At 63.5% G+C, this 14,172-nt stretch carries 13 protein-coding genes; 2 read left to right on the top strand and 11 right to left on the bottom strand.

Translation table 11 applies throughout. The features are described from left to right. Nucleotides 1-35 precede the first annotated feature (35 nt). The 8 genes from AC1DT6_RS37475 to AC1DT6_RS37440 form a co-directional block, all read right to left on the bottom strand. On the bottom strand, nt 36-293 hold the full coding sequence (locus AC1DT6_RS37475; protein WP_477112253.1) for a hypothetical protein: 258 nt from the start codon (nt 291-293) through the stop codon (nt 36-38). Between the two features lie 455 nt (nt 294-748). Then, nucleotides 749-1,099, bottom strand: coding sequence for a hypothetical protein (locus AC1DT6_RS37470; RefSeq protein ID WP_441637379.1), 351 nt, complete (start codon nt 1,097-1,099; stop codon nt 749-751). Nucleotides 1,100-1,228: 129 nt separating this feature from the next. Beyond that, nucleotides 1,229-1,678, bottom strand: coding sequence for an ion channel (locus AC1DT6_RS37465; RefSeq protein ID WP_441637377.1), 450 nt, complete (start codon nt 1,676-1,678; stop codon nt 1,229-1,231). A gap of 11 nt (nt 1,679-1,689) precedes the next feature. Further along, the gene (locus AC1DT6_RS37460) at nt 1,690-2,712 is read right to left on the bottom strand and encodes a DUF2955 domain-containing protein (protein WP_477115430.1); all 1,023 of its coding nucleotides are present in this window, start codon (nt 2,710-2,712) and stop codon (nt 1,690-1,692) included. A 14-nt stretch (nt 2,713-2,726) separates the two neighbouring features. Then, a complete protein-coding gene (locus tag AC1DT6_RS37455; protein ID WP_441637373.1) occupies nt 2,727-3,854 on the bottom strand; it encodes an HlyD family secretion protein in 1,128 nt (375 codons plus the stop codon). Continuing rightward, nucleotides 3,847-5,400: a TolC family protein gene (locus tag AC1DT6_RS37450; protein ID WP_477115429.1), complete on the bottom strand. Its 1,554-nt coding sequence runs from the start codon at nt 5,398-5,400 to the stop codon at nt 3,847-3,849. The genes AC1DT6_RS37455 and AC1DT6_RS37450 overlap by 8 nt, the downstream gene beginning before the upstream one ends. A 226-nt stretch (nt 5,401-5,626) precedes the next feature. Continuing rightward, nucleotides 5,627-6,577, bottom strand: coding sequence for a DUF2950 domain-containing protein (locus AC1DT6_RS37445; RefSeq protein ID WP_441637371.1), 951 nt, complete (start codon nt 6,575-6,577; stop codon nt 5,627-5,629). Between the two features lie 11 nt (nt 6,578-6,588). Next, nucleotides 6,589-7,944, bottom strand: coding sequence for a DUF3300 domain-containing protein (locus AC1DT6_RS37440; protein ID WP_477104499.1), 1,356 nt, complete (start codon nt 7,942-7,944; stop codon nt 6,589-6,591). A gap of 310 nt (nt 7,945-8,254) precedes the next feature. Here AC1DT6_RS37440 and AC1DT6_RS37435 point away from each other — a divergent pair, with 310 nt between their 5' ends. Together AC1DT6_RS37435 and AC1DT6_RS37430 are read left to right on the top strand one after the other, a co-directional pair. After that, the gene (locus AC1DT6_RS37435) at nt 8,255-8,650 is read left to right on the top strand and encodes a hypothetical protein (RefSeq protein ID WP_477104498.1); all 396 of its coding nucleotides are present in this window, start codon (nt 8,255-8,257) and stop codon (nt 8,648-8,650) included. Between the two features lie 525 nt (nt 8,651-9,175). Continuing rightward, nucleotides 9,176-10,966 carry a SulP family inorganic anion transporter gene (locus AC1DT6_RS37430; protein WP_477115428.1) on the top strand — a complete coding sequence of 597 codons (1,791 nt, stop codon included), beginning with the start codon at nt 9,176-9,178 and terminating at the stop codon, nt 10,964-10,966. Between the two features lie 6 nt (nt 10,967-10,972). On the opposite strand, the gene AC1DT6_RS37425 is transcribed toward AC1DT6_RS37430, so the two are convergent. The 3 genes from AC1DT6_RS37425 to AC1DT6_RS37415 form a co-directional block, all read right to left on the bottom strand. Next, nucleotides 10,973-11,482: a hypothetical protein gene (locus tag AC1DT6_RS37425; protein WP_477115427.1), complete on the bottom strand. Its 510-nt coding sequence runs from the start codon at nt 11,480-11,482 to the stop codon at nt 10,973-10,975. A gap of 165 nt (nt 11,483-11,647) precedes the next feature. Then, entirely contained in the window at nt 11,648-12,229 is a 582-nt protein-coding gene (locus tag AC1DT6_RS37420) for a YceI family protein (protein ID WP_477111999.1), read from the bottom strand. Between the two features lie 281 nt (nt 12,230-12,510). After that, a complete protein-coding gene (locus tag AC1DT6_RS37415) occupies nt 12,511-14,127 on the bottom strand; it encodes a bifunctional aspartate transaminase/aspartate 4-decarboxylase (protein ID WP_441635606.1) in 1,617 nt (538 codons plus the stop codon). Nucleotides 14,128-14,172: the final 45 nt, after the last annotated feature.

Genomic DNA, 14,172 nt, shown 5'->3' with positions numbered 1-14,172 from the left:
AGCTTGCGAATTCAGCCTGGGCGGTAGCCCGAGGCTCAATAGATGTTGTTTTGGGCGTTCTGGGTCGAGGTGACACGCGACTTGATGTCGTCGACGAAGGCAGCGTTATTGCCGTTCATGTTGACGACGTTYTGCGTCTGGCCGATCAGYTGCGARGCGTTGAAGGTCGAGTCGAKCTTGACCGCGCTGAACACGGGCAGGAAGGGCACGAAGCCGCCGCGCACGGCGCGCATGGCACGGGCGTCGAGTTCTTCGGTGACGGACAGGTCCTTGATGGCGAGGGTGGTAGTCATGGCAGTTCTCCTTGGGAGCGRTTGGGACTTGGGTTCGGTTGGTTCGAGCATTGTTTCTGCGCTCGGGAGGTACAAACGCATGGAGTGTGCCAAGGCGGGCCAGGTCAGCGAGAATCGCCCGCAAACGCAGGCGGGGCTTAGGAAGAGATTCTTCGAGGCGGGGGAAATGACGCCAACGCACGGTGCGCGATGGCTTTGGTCTGGCGGGCAAAAACCAACACAACAGGCATCGGGTGTCTGCAGTTGCGCGACACGCCGGGCCAGTCCCCCGGCGACCGCTGCCAAAGCGGGGCTAAGCGGCGACGCGGCGCATGGGGACTTTATGGAGATTTACGCCTGACATGTACCTCATCAGGCCTTGCGTGACGCCCACGGAAAATTCCGTTGCCTGCCCGGGTTCGGGTTCCAGGACAGCAGATCAAGTGTCGGAAGCAGGGGGGCGCGCCGCCCTCTCGCTACGTGCAATTGGCGCGGTAAGTTTCCTGCAATGACTTGCGTGACTGGTCGCGCTCGATCTTGGGAATAGTGCGCCCCTGCGCGTTCTGTGTTGCCGGCCCGGGCGACTGGTAGGACGGCTGCTTCGAGGTGGCGTTGAATTGCTCCTTCAGAGCCTCGCACTTGGCGCGCGCGGCATCCTCGGCACTGGCGGAGTCGGCGGACGGAGGACGATAGGGGCTGGCGCCACCCTGTACTGCCTCGGATATAGCATTTTCGGCACCCTGGCCCGCTGCGGGCTGTGCCATGCCAGCCGTGGAAAAACCAAGTGCCATCAGGCTGGCCAGGATAAATTTCCGGGACATACGCATACGCTCTCCGGTGGAACGATGATTTCGCTGGCGCGCTTGATCCGCCTGTTTCGGGCACGACCGGCGGCGACCAGGCCAACGGTAGTCTTGCCGGAGCACATTTCCGTCGCCGTAGCAGCCGGGTCGGGCCTAATGCGGTTTGTCCTGCCCCAGGCGAGACATGTTGTACTTGATCACATCCGATACCGCGGCGGTCATCACCGAGGTCGAGACGCCGAACATCAGGATGCCGTTAGCCGCCTCAATCGGGCCGAGCAGGCGCCACTCCTCGGACATGACAATGTCGCCATAGCCCAATGTAGCGAAGTTGACACCGGAGTGATAGAGCGCTGTGGGGAAATTGCTGAATTCGCCGAGAATCATGAACAGCACCGCCCAGATGACCATTTGCATGAAGTTGGCGAACAGTGTCAGCACCATCACCAGCGACAGCAGCAAGATATCGGTCCACAGTGATTCATGCCCGAGGCGGCTATTCCGGAAGCGCGCGTAGCGGCGCAAGCAGACGGCAACAACGCACCCCTGCAGCAACAGGCAGAGAAGCATGACGGGAGCGGCGGCCAGTACATGGTGCAGCATGGTTTACTCCATCAGGGAGCGGGCAATGGTATGCGGCCGGGTTTGTCCAGAAGCCAGAGCATCAGGCAGGCATACAGGGTAACGCCGACGAACAGCCCCATGCGTAYGGCGAAAGCGGTAAAGACGTCCTTGCCGGCCGCACTGTCCTGGACCGACTGGCCCAGCAGGATGACCATGGTTACCAGGCTGTTCAGCCAGAAGCCGGGCGGGTAACGCGTCGGGCTGATGGCATACAGCTTGCCTCCTGCCACCAGGACGAAGAGCAGCATCCATAGAAAGAACATCCACAGGTGCACGAACAGGCTGAGTGCGGACCAGAACAGGATGGCCAGCAGGCCGCCGAACAGCGTGGAACCAAGCAACTCGCGCGCGGCACCGCGGGCGGTCGTGCAGCTTTGCCTGCCGAGACTGACCGATTTCATGATGATCGGCAGGTAGGCGGCGGGATCGCTCAGCGCCAGCAGGAACGCCGGCATTACCACCAGCGCCGCGCGTAGCGCCATCCAGTCGGCCACGCTGTGCGGCAGTACCTGGGCGGCCCGCGCAGGCCGCCCGCCTGCGGGTTCGGGAAACAGCCAGTGAACAAGAGCCAGCGCCAGCACGGCCAGCAGGAGTCCTTTGACGAGGGCGCCGATCACCGTGACGGCCAGGCCGAAATCGGCGGTGCCCGCCGCGGAAATCATGGTCAGGCCAGCCGCCAGGAATGTGGCGACCAGATTGTTTCCGCCGCGCAGGCCATGGCGGAATGCCAGGAAGAGGAGCAGGCCGGTCAAAAGCACGCCGCTGAACCAGTAATAGCGCAGAAAGGGGAGAAGCAGCAGGCCGCTGCCCGTCGTCAGCATGACGACCAGCGCCAGGCCCAGCCCGGCCTTGAGCGGCAGGGGGCGGTCGAGAGAGGCGATCACGAACAGGCCAAGTACCGGCGCCACCACCGGGAGGGACCAGCCTAATCCGAAGCTGGTCGCCAGGCAAAGCGCGGCGCCGGATGCCAGGCGCAGCGGACGCCGGGAAAGGCGAGCGGGCTCAGCGGGCATGGCCGCCATCACCATTAGTAGGCATAGGACAGCCAGCTCATGACGAACAGGAACAGGTGGCCAAGGGGGTTGAGCGGATTGCCCTGGGTGGGGAACGCCATGACTTCGGCCTGCCCGCCCACGCGCACGCCGTGCAGTTTGGCCAGCTCGCCCGGGGCGAATTCGATGACCACGGGGAAGCGCTGGGCCGGGCGTAGCCAGTCGCGACTGTTCTGTATCGTCGGCAGGCTGCCGGGCGGCGTGCTCTGGCCCACACTGACCCCATAACCGATACTGCGGACACGGCCGTCCAGTACCTTGCCCGGGTAGGCGTCCAGCACGATGGCGACGGACGTGCCGGGTTCGACGCGGCCGAGGTTATTCTCGGTCATTTCCGCGCTTACCCAGACGTCGTGAATGGCGATCAGCGTCATCACCGGGCTTCCGCCGGCGGCATATTGGCCGGCTTCGGTGCGCAGATCGGTGATCAGGCCCGCCGTGCGCGCGCGCACCTGCGAGTTGGCCAGGTCCAGTTCGGCCTTGTCCACATTGGCTGCAGCGCTGCGCAGCTTGGCGTTGTCTTCTTCACTGCCCCCCTCTTGCTCACGCGCGCGCTCGACTTCGGCACGGGCTGCGGCAACTTGGCTGACGGCCTGTACGTGCGTGGCGCGGGCCACCTCGAGACGGCGAAGCGAAACAGTTCCCTGGTCTTCACGATACAGGCGCTCAAGGCGATCGCTGTCCTGGCGTGCCTTGAGTTCATTGGCCTGGGCGGCACGCAGGGATGCCTGGGCCGAGGCGATGCCGGCGGTGCTTGCGCCGATCTGCCGCCGCATGGACTCGAGATCGGCGCGGGCRCGGTCGAGTGCAATGCGATAGTGCTGCGGATCGACCTCGAACAATACGTCTCCGGCCAGGACGTTCTGGTTGTTGCGCACCTGCACCCGGGCCACCCGGCCCGACACTTCAGAGGCCACCGGGACGACAAAGGCCTGGACCCTCGCTTGCTGTGTATACGGCGTGTACCGGTCGGCCAGCAGGTACCAGGCCAGGCTCAGCGCAATCAGGCCGACTACCCACCTGACTCCCCGCTTCGTCGGGTCGGCTGCGGGCGCCGGTGCGTCCGGCGGCGGGGACGCCGGGGGTTGCGGTGTGTCATTCATCCGGGCTCACCCTCGGCACGGGGACGTTGGAGTTGCGTGGCTGGCGGCCTGTCTCGTTCAGCAAGTCGCCCCAATCGGTACGCTGCTGCATCTGCTGACGGGTGGCCGCGTCGACCAGCGGCAGGGACGTGTACCAGCCGCCGCCCATCGCCTTGTAAAGCGCGATGAGATTGTTCACTGCATTGCCGCGGTTGAGCAGGTAAGCATCCTGCTGGGCGACCAGCGCGCGCTGGGCATCCAGCACACGCTGGAACTCCGAGTACCCTTCGCGAAAGAGGGCATTGGCCAGTGTCAGCGAGCGGTTCGCTGCCTGCGACGCTTCGCGCAGGATCGTTTCGCGCTCCAGCGCCTTGATCAGCCCGGTGGCCGCATCGTCGGCTTCGCGCGCCGCCTGGCGCACGGTATCCTGGTAGGTGACGATCCGCTGCTGCAGGCGTGCGTCCTGTACTCGCACATTGTTCGTGATGCGGCCATAGTCGAACAGGTTCCACTGCACGCTGGGGCCACCGATCAGGACCCACCCGCCGGGCGTTCCCGGCAGCGAAGTGGCTGACCACCCGATGCTCCCCAGCAGCGTGACCGACGGATAAAGATCGGCCTTGGCCACGCCGATGAGCGCCGACTGGGCGGCAACCTGCAGTTCGGCTGAACGGACATCGGGGCGGCGCAGCAGCAGGTTGGCGGGCACGTCCTGCAACACCGCGTGATCGATCAGCGGGATCACACCCTCCTTCTCGAGCAGTTCCTGCAGTTCCGGCAAGGGACCCGGGGGGCGGCCGATCAGGATCGCCAGCGCATTGCGGGCGCGCAAGATCTGGTTTTCCAGATCGGGGATGCTGCTCAGGGTGCCCAGGTACTGGGTCTTGGCTTGCTGGAGGTCGAGCTCATCGCTTTCCCCACTCTTGAACAACCGCTMGGTAATTTCGAAACTGCGCTTTTGCAGCCGGGCATTCTCGCGGGCGATGCGCAGGCGCGCCTCGGCGGTGCGAAGGTCGAAGTAGGTTTGCGCGAGCTGCGCGTGCAGCAGTACCAGGGCGTCTTCATGATTGGCTTCGGCGGCGAAATAGGCCGCGTCCGCCGACTCGATGGCGCGGGCAAACCGTCCCCAGAAATCCAGCTCCCACCCAATGTCGAAACCCGCGCTGTATTGCCAGACACCGCTGCTTTCACCAGGAATGCCGGTCTTCCTGCTACGCGCGTACAAGGCGTCGGCCCTGGCCTGCTGCACTTGCGGGTACCGCCCGGCCAGGGCAATGCCCAGCTGGGCGCGGGCTTCCACCACGCGCAGGCCGGCAATCTTCAGGCCGGCATCGTTGGCATCGGCAGCCGCAATCAGATGTTCAAGAACAGGATCCGAAAAGACTTTCCACCACTCGCGCATATCGGACTGCGGGCGCTGCTGGCTGGCCTGTTCGACAGCCGGGGTAGTCCAGTGCTCGGTCCAGGGATCGTGCTGTGCCTGGAAATCCGGCCCCACGCGCGCGCAGCCTACGAGGACCGATGCGCCGATCAGCACCAGTCCGGCAGGACGACACGGTGACGACATGAGGCGAGAATGGCAATTCAAACCTGCTCCTGGTCGCCTGGCACGCTATCGGGCGGCACGTCCCCGACCCGCTGCCAGAACAGTTGATCGCTGATCAGGCAAAGGAACGGGCGGCATTCGTGGCGCACCCGCTATCCGGTGCGCGAAGCGCCAGGTAATGCGACCGGTCCCGCAATCGCCGCGTAAAGCCCGGGACTGCAACGGGACTTGATTGGCGTGGATGCTGCTAGTGACCAGCATTGCGCGGCGCCCCGACCGATTGCGGCTCTACCTTGGTCCAGCCTGGACCGGGATCAAACGAGGTGGTCGCGGCAGCCTTGGCGGCGCTTTCGGGCCCGAGATCACTCTCATAGAGCTGCCCGGCGTGACTCACCATGAAGCTCTTCACGCCGGTGTCACCGTATCGGATCGGCCACGCTATCACGGCGAAGCCGCCAAAGAGCTTGCCGCGCACCATATAGTCGAATGCGCCGCCGGGTGCGTGCCGGCCCTGTTTCGTCAGAAGCTTGTAGTGGTACCCGTGATAGCCTCCCGCTTCCTTTGCGCGGGCACCGGCCGTGGCGAAGGCTTCGCCCAGCGGGCTCGGCCGCTCGCCAGCCTGCGTCGGCCAGTACAAGCCATCCTGCTTGCCTGGCGAGCTGGCAAGCTTGGCGGCATAGCTAACCATGCCGGAGCCGTCGTGGTCGGACTGGGCGTAGTCGTTCTGCGCGTCATGAATGGCAAGCATGGTTTGCATGACGGCCAATTCATTGCGCCCGATACGGCGCAAGCGCATATCCTCCACACCGGCGCGGGTGTCGAAGCGCCAGCCCCCGCCGGAATTCACCAAGGGCAAGGGGAGCGTCCAGCCATCGGTGCCGACGGCGATCCGGGCATGTTTTTCATCTACGGGTTGCACGGCATGGGAAGCCTCCCACGCCGTGAGAAAGCGGCTGCGGATTTCCGCGTCGGCAGGTGGGATCAGCGTGCGGAAGTCATTGCCCAGCAGTGACTTCAGGGCTGCCTCGTCATTGTTCGCAACAGCCGCCCCAAAAGCCGTCATGGCCGCTTCTGGCGTGGGGAATGCTTTTTGCGCGTGGGCGGTGCCCAGGATGCAGGTGGCCAGGCACAGCGCCACGGCAATCCGAATGCCGATTGCGCCAAGCGGGAGTCGGGCAAAACGAGCGGTGATTAGCATAGCCATTCTCCCTAGCGCCTGCCACCGCCGCCGCGGCCGCCACCACCACCACGTCCGCCGCCGCCGCTGTGGCCACCGCCACCGGCACGTCCGCCGCCGCTGTAGCCACCGCCGCCGCCGCGCCCGGCCGGCGAGGCTTGCGCGCTGCTGCGTCCACGGTCGAAATCCCGCTGCGAGGACGCACCGCCGCCACCGACACCCTGGAAGGCGTTGTCGCGCCCGCCCTGGCGGTCTGCTGCCTGGCTTCGATTGCCCCCTGCGCCGCCGCCCGCGCCACCTCGATCGCCAGCAGCGCCAGCCCGGTTAGACGGCCCGCCGCGGTCCCCCGCACGGTCTCCTGCACGTTCCCCCCCGCGATCTCCCGCTCGATCGGAAACGCCGGCACGATCACCGGCGCTGCCCCGGTCAGCCGCGCCCTGGCGGCCGCCTGCATCGCCGCGGCCCCGGTAATCATTGCGCCCGTCGGCGCCCGGCACACTGCGGCCGAACTTCTCGCGCGAGGCGTTATCGCGGTAGGCGACGCCCTTGCGGTGGCTGGCGTCATGCTGCCACTTCCCATTCTGCGTCTTGGTGCGGTCGAAATTCCGGTCGATGTTGGTGGCTTTGTTGACATTGATATTGACGTCGCCACCCCCCCAATTGCAGTTGCCGAAAATCGCGCCGGCTGCCGCCAGGCCGACACCCCACGCGAAGCCGGTGGCCAGTGCGGCGCCAGGGTAATAGGCTGGGTAGGGGGGCCAGTAGGTGGGCGGGTAGGCCGGATAGCCCCATGCGCCGTACACCACCGAGGGGTTGTATGCCGGCACATAGATGACTTCCGGGCTGGCAGGCTCGATCTTGACGATGGTCTGCCCCGGCTGGCCGGAGACGGTCCCGGTCTCGGTTATCACCTTCTGCTGCTCATTCGATTTCAGGTTGCCCGATTGCTGCGCGCGGCCCCGCAGGCGCTGCACGGCGGCGAGCACGTCGCTCTCCTGCGCGAGGAAGGCATCGCCCAGCTTCTGCGTCCATTCGAGCTTGTCACTCATCGGCTCCAGGATCTGCGGGAAGGCAACCAGCGATTTGACGCTGACATCCCACTTCTCGTTGCTCACCGCCTTGACCGCCGCATCTCCCTTGACGCTGGGGTTGGCCTTGACCCAGCGCGCCGCCTGCACGATCTCCAGCGGGTAGGTCGATGCCATCAGGACCTGCGACAGCACGGAATCCGGATAAAGGGCAATCGGCGCGACCAGCGCCTCGATTTCCTCTGGCTTGAAGGTTGGCGCGGCCTGGTCCTGGGCATTGACAGTGCCTGATGCGAACACCAGTCCAATGAGGAACCACGCGCATATGGTCTGAGCCAGTCGCTTACCACATGGAATCATGGCCGCTCCTCTCGACTGTTCAAAGCACTTGACGGGTGACTAGCGCTTCGCGTGCGAAGGCGCATTGGCCCGGCGCGGCATATGCGCATGTAGCGCAAGGCCTTTGCATCTACGTGCGGGGCATGCGGGGTCCTGGCCAGGCCTTTTCACCGAAGTTGCCGCCGGAATGGGTCGCCGATGGCAACTTACCAATGCGGCACCAACTGAGATGCACTTTCCGCCCGATTCGCCATTTGACCATAGAGCACGGTTGCAATAACTTCAACTACTCCACACCGCTCAGGCCAGACTCCATCGATGGGGCATCGTCATGCCCGACGTTCCTTTGACTTTTTGTGGACCGGGCACCAATACTAGCTCGTGGTCTGCGGATTCGATGTGGCGCGGCAGCCGCAAGCATTCCATCAATGCTGCCAACATGAAGAATTTGAAGCGGGAGAAGATCATGCTAAAGGTGGCCACATCAGTCATGTTTGCGATGGCGATCATTGCTTCACCGGTTTGGGCTCAGACAGCTTCCGGCGCGGGGGGGCAAAGTCATAATGATGCAATCGTGAAGATGCGGCAGGAAGAGGCCGCCGCCAAGAAGGAGTACAAGCGCAAGGTCGCCGAAGCGCAAAAGGTTTTCGACGAGCAGAAGGCGGCTGCGAAAAAAGAGCGTGACGCTGCAATCGCTGCCGCGCACGCCGCAGCCGGGCAGAAATGACTGGCTACCCGGTAGGGCTGCCCGTTCCTGCGTTCAGCCGTTAGCGAGGACCGGCGCCAGGGAGCCATTCGTCTTTGGCGTCACGAGTGACGGCCTTCCCGGGCACGAGAAAACAATATTGACGCGTCATATTGCCACTTGCCCGGAGCATTCGTGAATTCACCGCCGTTATCGGGATCGCGTTGCGCGGCAACGGCCTATCCCGGCGCAACGTGCCGCCAGCTTGCCAGTCACTGCGCGACGGGGTTTCCGCAGCCTGGCGGACTTGCCACCGGGCGACGCCAGGCCACCGGGTCCATGCGCCAGAATTTGCAGAATGTCGCGCCGCTGATGCCCATGTACCCCCTCTTATTCGCAGCACGAGTTCGTCGTCTCCAGGTGAACATGCCCGGTCTCAATGAGGTCTTGGAGGCGCTCCCGGTAAGCAACCCTATCTGATGGGCCGGTGGAGGCCGCAAGCACCGTTATCCCGGGGCGCGAAGTCCCGACCCTATTCTGCGTTGTCCATTGAGCGGCCACCGCCTTATGAGCAAGCCGGATTCATCGTCCCCGCTCCCCGAACCGGGCCGTATTGCGCGCCGGACGAAGGGCGCCGATCAGACCGCCTGGGGCTGGTGGGTGCCGGGATTGCGCACGCTTCGCGAATATCACGTGGCGTGGCTGCGGCACGACATCGTGGCAGGGCTTGTGCTGACCACGATGCTGGTACCTGTCGGCATCGCCTATGCGGTGGCGTCGGGTTTGCCCGGTATCCATGGCCTCTACGCGACTATCGTTCCGCTGCTCGTCTACGCGTTGTTCGGACCCAGCCGAATTCTGGTGCTGGGGCCGGATTCGTCGCTGGCCGCCGTCATCCTCGCTGTCATCCTGCCACTGTCCGGGGGCGACGCGAATCGCGCGGTCGCCCTTGCGGGCATGATGGCGGTCGTGTCGGGGACGATGTGTATCCTGGCCGGCATAGCCCGCCTGGGCTTCATCACCGAGCTTCTTTCCAAGCCGATTCGCTATGGCTACATGAACGGGATCGCGCTGACGGTATTGATCAGCCAATTGCCCAAGCTTTTCGGTTTTTCAATCCAAGGCGAAGGACCGCTGAGAAATCTATGGGCCATCGCCACAGCGGTGATTGATGGAAAGACCAACTGGACCACGTTCACGGTCGGCGCATCCACCCTGGCGGTGATCCTGCTGCTCAAGGGCAGCAAGCGCTTGCCGGGCATCCTGATCGCGGTGGTTGGCGCAACCATCGCCGTTGGCACGCTGGACCTCGCAGCGCGCGGCGGGGTGGCGGTCCTCGGTCCGCTGCCACAAGGCCTGCCAGCGCTCGCCATCCCCTGGATCACCACCGCCGATATCGTCCCCGTTCTGATCGGCGGCTTTGCCGTTGCCCTTGTCTCGTTCGCGGACACCAGCGTGCTCTCTCGTGTCTATGCGGCGCGGACTCGCACCTATGTCGACCCGAACCAGGAGATGGTGGGACTCGGCCTCGCCAATCTGGCTGCGGGGTTTTTTCAGGGCTTCCCCATCAGCAGTAGTTCGTCGCGTACTCCCGTGGCCGAGGCCGCGGGCGCCAGAACCCAACTGTCCGGCGTAGTCGGTGCGCTCGCTGTTTCCTTGCTGCTGCTGGTGGCGCYGGATCTGCTGCGGCATTTGCCCACCAGCGCACTCGCCGCGGTCGTGATCGCATCGGCCATCGGGCTGATCGAGATCACCGACCTGCGGCGAATCTATCGCATCCAGCGCTGGGAATGCTGGCTATCGATCGTCTGTACAGTGGGAGTGGTTGTGCTGGGCGCGATTGAAGGCATCGGCCTGGCCATCGTAGTTGCCGTCATCGAATTTCTCTGGGATGGCTGGCGCCCATACTCCGCGGTTCTGGGGCGCGCCGATGGCGTCAAGGGCTACCATGACATCAAGCGCTATCCCGAAGCACGGCTCATCCCCGGCCTGGTCCTGTTTCGCTGGGATGCGCCCTTGTTTTTTGCCAACGCGGAATTGTTCCATGACCGGGCGCTGGATGCGGTGGCCGCATCGCCCACGCCGGTGCGCTGGCTGGTTGTTTCGGCGGAGCCAGTCACCAGCGTGGACGTGACCTCCGCCGACATGCTTGCCGAGTTGGACGAAGCCTTGCACGCGGCTGGCATCAAGTTCTGCGTGGCCGAGATGAAGGACCCCGTCAAGGACAAGCTGAAGCGATTCGGGCTTTTCGCGCGGTTTGGCGAAGCGGCGTTCTTTCCGACGCTCGGTGCGGCCGTCAGTAAATATCTCGCGACTTATCCGGTGGATTGGGTGGACTGGGAAGACGAGGCTCGCTGAGCGGCATCACTTGCGCATCCGGTCGCCTCCGAGCGGATCCGCGATGATCATCGTGCGATCCAGTACGCCCTGGTCGTCAAAGTAGACACTGAAGTGGGCAGGCAGATAGCCATTCGCATAGAGCCGGTAGGACCATGCCTCGCGCTTCATGAGCGGGTAGTACTGGACAGGCTCCCGCGGCAGGCCAAAGCGCTCGGTCACGTCGCGCTTGGTCCAGACGCCTGGCTTTGCCTCGTAGATCTCTTTCTCAGTCAACATCTGGCGGAAGCTGACGAGCTTTGCGTTCGCGTCAAAATCCGYGGCGTAGACTTCAAATCCCATGGGCTGGTGCGAATAGATCCATCGGGTGGTGCCGTCGGCGAGCGCATAGGTCTCAGTAGGCGCGCCAAAGGTCTCGCGAACGGAGCTTTCCGGGCTGCCGATCATCTGCTGCGCAGTCTGCACGGGTTGCAGGGACGCACAGGCCGACAGCGCAACCGCGGTGCCGGCCAGCCACTGGGCGAAGCGATATTGCATCACCATCCTCCACTGCAGAAGGTAAGGTTACTTTCGACCGGTTCAATCCAAGCATAGTCCATCCGCTACATTCCGGACCCTGCTCCTGCTGCCCCCCTTTGCGCCAGCCCTGATGCTGCCCGTGCTGCCGCGTCGGCGAGGAAACCCACGGAATTGGCAGGTGCTTCAGGGGGGGGCATGCGCGAACTCCACCTGGATATTCATGCGCACGGCGTCGTCCACGGCGGGGAACCATGCTGCCAGGTCGAATTCCCGCCGGCTGACCTCTCCGACCGCGGAGAAGGCAATCGTGTCATCGCGTCGCGGATCTCCGATGGGGCCGGCTGGTGTTACGAGAAGGCTGATCGGGCGCGTGATGCCGCGGACCGTGAGGTTGCCAATAAGGCACCCGCTGCCTTCCCCGGTCCGCACAAAGCGGGTACTGACAAAGCGGATCTCCGGATAGCGGGCCACATCGAGCATGCCGCTGCCCCGGATGAGCGGAGACAGGATGCGCGGGCGCGCCTCGACGCTAGCGGCATCGATGGTCACCGTGACCCGGCCGGAGTCAAAGCCGGCCTGCGTTCCTTCGAGCTGTGCACTCATCTGGTGAAAGCGCATCCTGATCTTTGAGCGCGAGAAGGCGTCGACATCGAGCGTGACGCTAGAGTGTTGTGGCACCAGCACGTACCGATCGGGCCGCCCGGCCGCGTCGGCGGGCTGGGCCTGGATGGCGGCGCCCGCCAGCGATGCGAATGCGGCGAGCATAAGTTTGGCGATCGCGTGCCCGCGCGTGGCCCGGAACCGGAGTGGCAAATCGCGCACGCTTTCTCCTCGGCCGAAGCGTTGTGGTCTGTCTGGGTAAACGCGTGGCGGCCAGGATTTATTCCATTCCCACAGCCGCAAAGGCCGAAAGGGGCAGTCAGGATGGRGCAGGGCGAGGCCGTGTTGCCCGCACCGGCCCCCGCCCGGGCAGGCCGGACGGGGGCCATGGCAAGGCTCTGACTCTTCTCGCGGAGGTAGCTTGCAAACGCGCCTGGCGTCAGGCTCTACTTCTTTTTGCCCTTGTGCTGTTCCCCGCCCGACTTCCGATAGCGCTCGAGATACTCGTCGCGCAGCTTGCGCACACAGCGGCCGATCTTCACATAGTCCTCTTCGTTGAGGTTGGCCAGCGAAACCCGTCCCGACGGGTGGCGCGTACCGAATCCCTTGCCAGGCAGCAGTACCACGCCCGCCTCCTCGGCCAGGCGGAACAGCAACTCGTGGGGCTGAATCGAATCAAGGAGCCATTTGACAAAATCCGGCCCGACGTCCTTGCTTTGCTGTTCGACGTCGAGCAGTGTGTAATAGTCGACCACGTTCGGATCCACAGGTTCGGGGGCTGCACCCATGCCACGATACAACGCCGCCTTGCGGCTTCGGATCAACCGCTTCATGGCGTTCTTGTAGCTCTCGGTCGAATCCATCAGGGAAAACAGAGAGAACAGCACCATCTGCACCTGCTGCGGGGTGGAAAGACCCGCCGTGTGGTTGAGCGCCACCGTGCGGCTGTCCGCCACGATGCGATCGATGAACGGCAACTTGTCCGGTTCGGTAGTAATCGATGCGTAGCGATGGTGCAGGTCTTGGCGTACGGCTTTTGGCAAGTTCGAGAGCATTTCATCGAACAGATTCGACTTATGGGTCGCGATCACGCCTAGCCGCCAGCCGGTTGCGCCAAAGTACTTGGAGAACGAGTACACCAGGATGGTGTTCTTCGGGCACATGGCAAATAGCGACACAAAGTTGTCGGCAAAGGTGCCATACACGTCGTCGGTCAGGATGATCAGGTCCGGACGTTCCTTGACGATAGCAGCGAGATAGTTGAGGCTCTCGTCGCTCATTCGCACCGAGGGGGGATTGCTCGGATTCACAAGGAAAAAGGCCTTGACCTTCGGGTCCCGCAGCTTGTCGAGCTCCTTGTCAGGGTATTGCCAGCCAGCAGTCGGATCCGCTTCGATCTTCAGTTCGGCCAGGTCATACTCCTTCAGTTCCGGGATCTCGATATAAGGCGTAAAGATGGGCACGCCCAGTGCGATCGTGTCGCCGGCCTTGAGCAGCCCGTTGACCTTCATCGAATTGAACAGATAAGTCATCGCCGCGGTACCGCCCTCGACCGCGTACAAGTCAAAATCGCCCAAAAAGGGATGCGTGCCGATCATTTCCTTTCGGATGTATTGCTTGACGATCTTTTCGCTAAGCCTGAGCATGCGATCCGGTACCGGATAGTTGCAAGCCAGGATGCCTTCGCACATCTCGTAGAGGAAATCGCCTCCATCATGGCCGAGCTGGTCTCGCACGAAAGAGACGGCGCCTGCCAGGAACCTGACCCCCGGGGTGTCGCGGTGATAACGCGCGAAGAGATCGAAGCGCTCCTCGATGCCAGACCTCCGGGGAAAACCCCCGACGCCTTCCGCGAGGTAAGAAAAGGACCGTTCGGATTCGGTCATGGCAAACAAGCCAAGCTGCCAAAAGCCATGGCGTGGCACGGTTGCAAGGAAGTTGGGATTGCCGCGTCCGGCGTTAAGCATCAAACGGTTCGTGACGCTCCCGGCCAGCTTGATCAACTCATCCTTGAGTTCAAACGGCGAGAGATTTTCCAACTTCGACGGATCTGGCTTACTCATGGCGCATTCCCCCATAAAATGGCGCATAGCGGAGAAAAATAGTCA

This window comes from Cupriavidus sp. 01L45 (assembly GCF_056399885.1).
The sequence above is the reverse complement of the archived record's forward strand: the minus strand, read 5'-3'. Positions and strand labels throughout refer to the sequence as shown.

What these genes read in the sequence shown, in the direction of transcription:
- AC1DT6_RS37470 (WP_441637379.1), bottom strand. Translation starts at nt 1,099, where the DNA reads ATGCGTATGTCCCGGAAATTTATCCTGGCCAGCCTGATGGCACTTGGT.
- AC1DT6_RS37465 (WP_441637377.1), bottom strand. Translation starts at nt 1,678, where the DNA reads ATGCTGCACCATGTACTGGCCGCCGCTCCCGTCATGCTTCTCTGCCTG.
- AC1DT6_RS37440 (WP_477104499.1), bottom strand. Translation starts at nt 7,944, where the DNA reads ATGATTCCATGTGGTAAGCGACTGGCTCAGACCATATGCGCGTGGTTC.
- AC1DT6_RS37415 (WP_441635606.1), bottom strand. Translation starts at nt 14,127, where the DNA reads ATGAGTAAGCCAGATCCGTCGAAGTTGGAAAATCTCTCGCCGTTTGAA.
- AC1DT6_RS37420 (WP_477111999.1), bottom strand. Translation starts at nt 12,229, where the DNA reads ATGCTCGCCGCATTCGCATCGCTGGCGGGCGCCGCCATCCAGGCCCAG.
- AC1DT6_RS37435 (WP_477104498.1), top strand. Translation starts at nt 8,255, where the DNA reads ATGCCCGACGTTCCTTTGACTTTTTGTGGACCGGGCACCAATACTAGC.
- AC1DT6_RS37445 (WP_441637371.1), bottom strand. Translation starts at nt 6,577, where the DNA reads ATGCTAATCACCGCTCGTTTTGCCCGACTCCCGCTTGGCGCAATCGGC.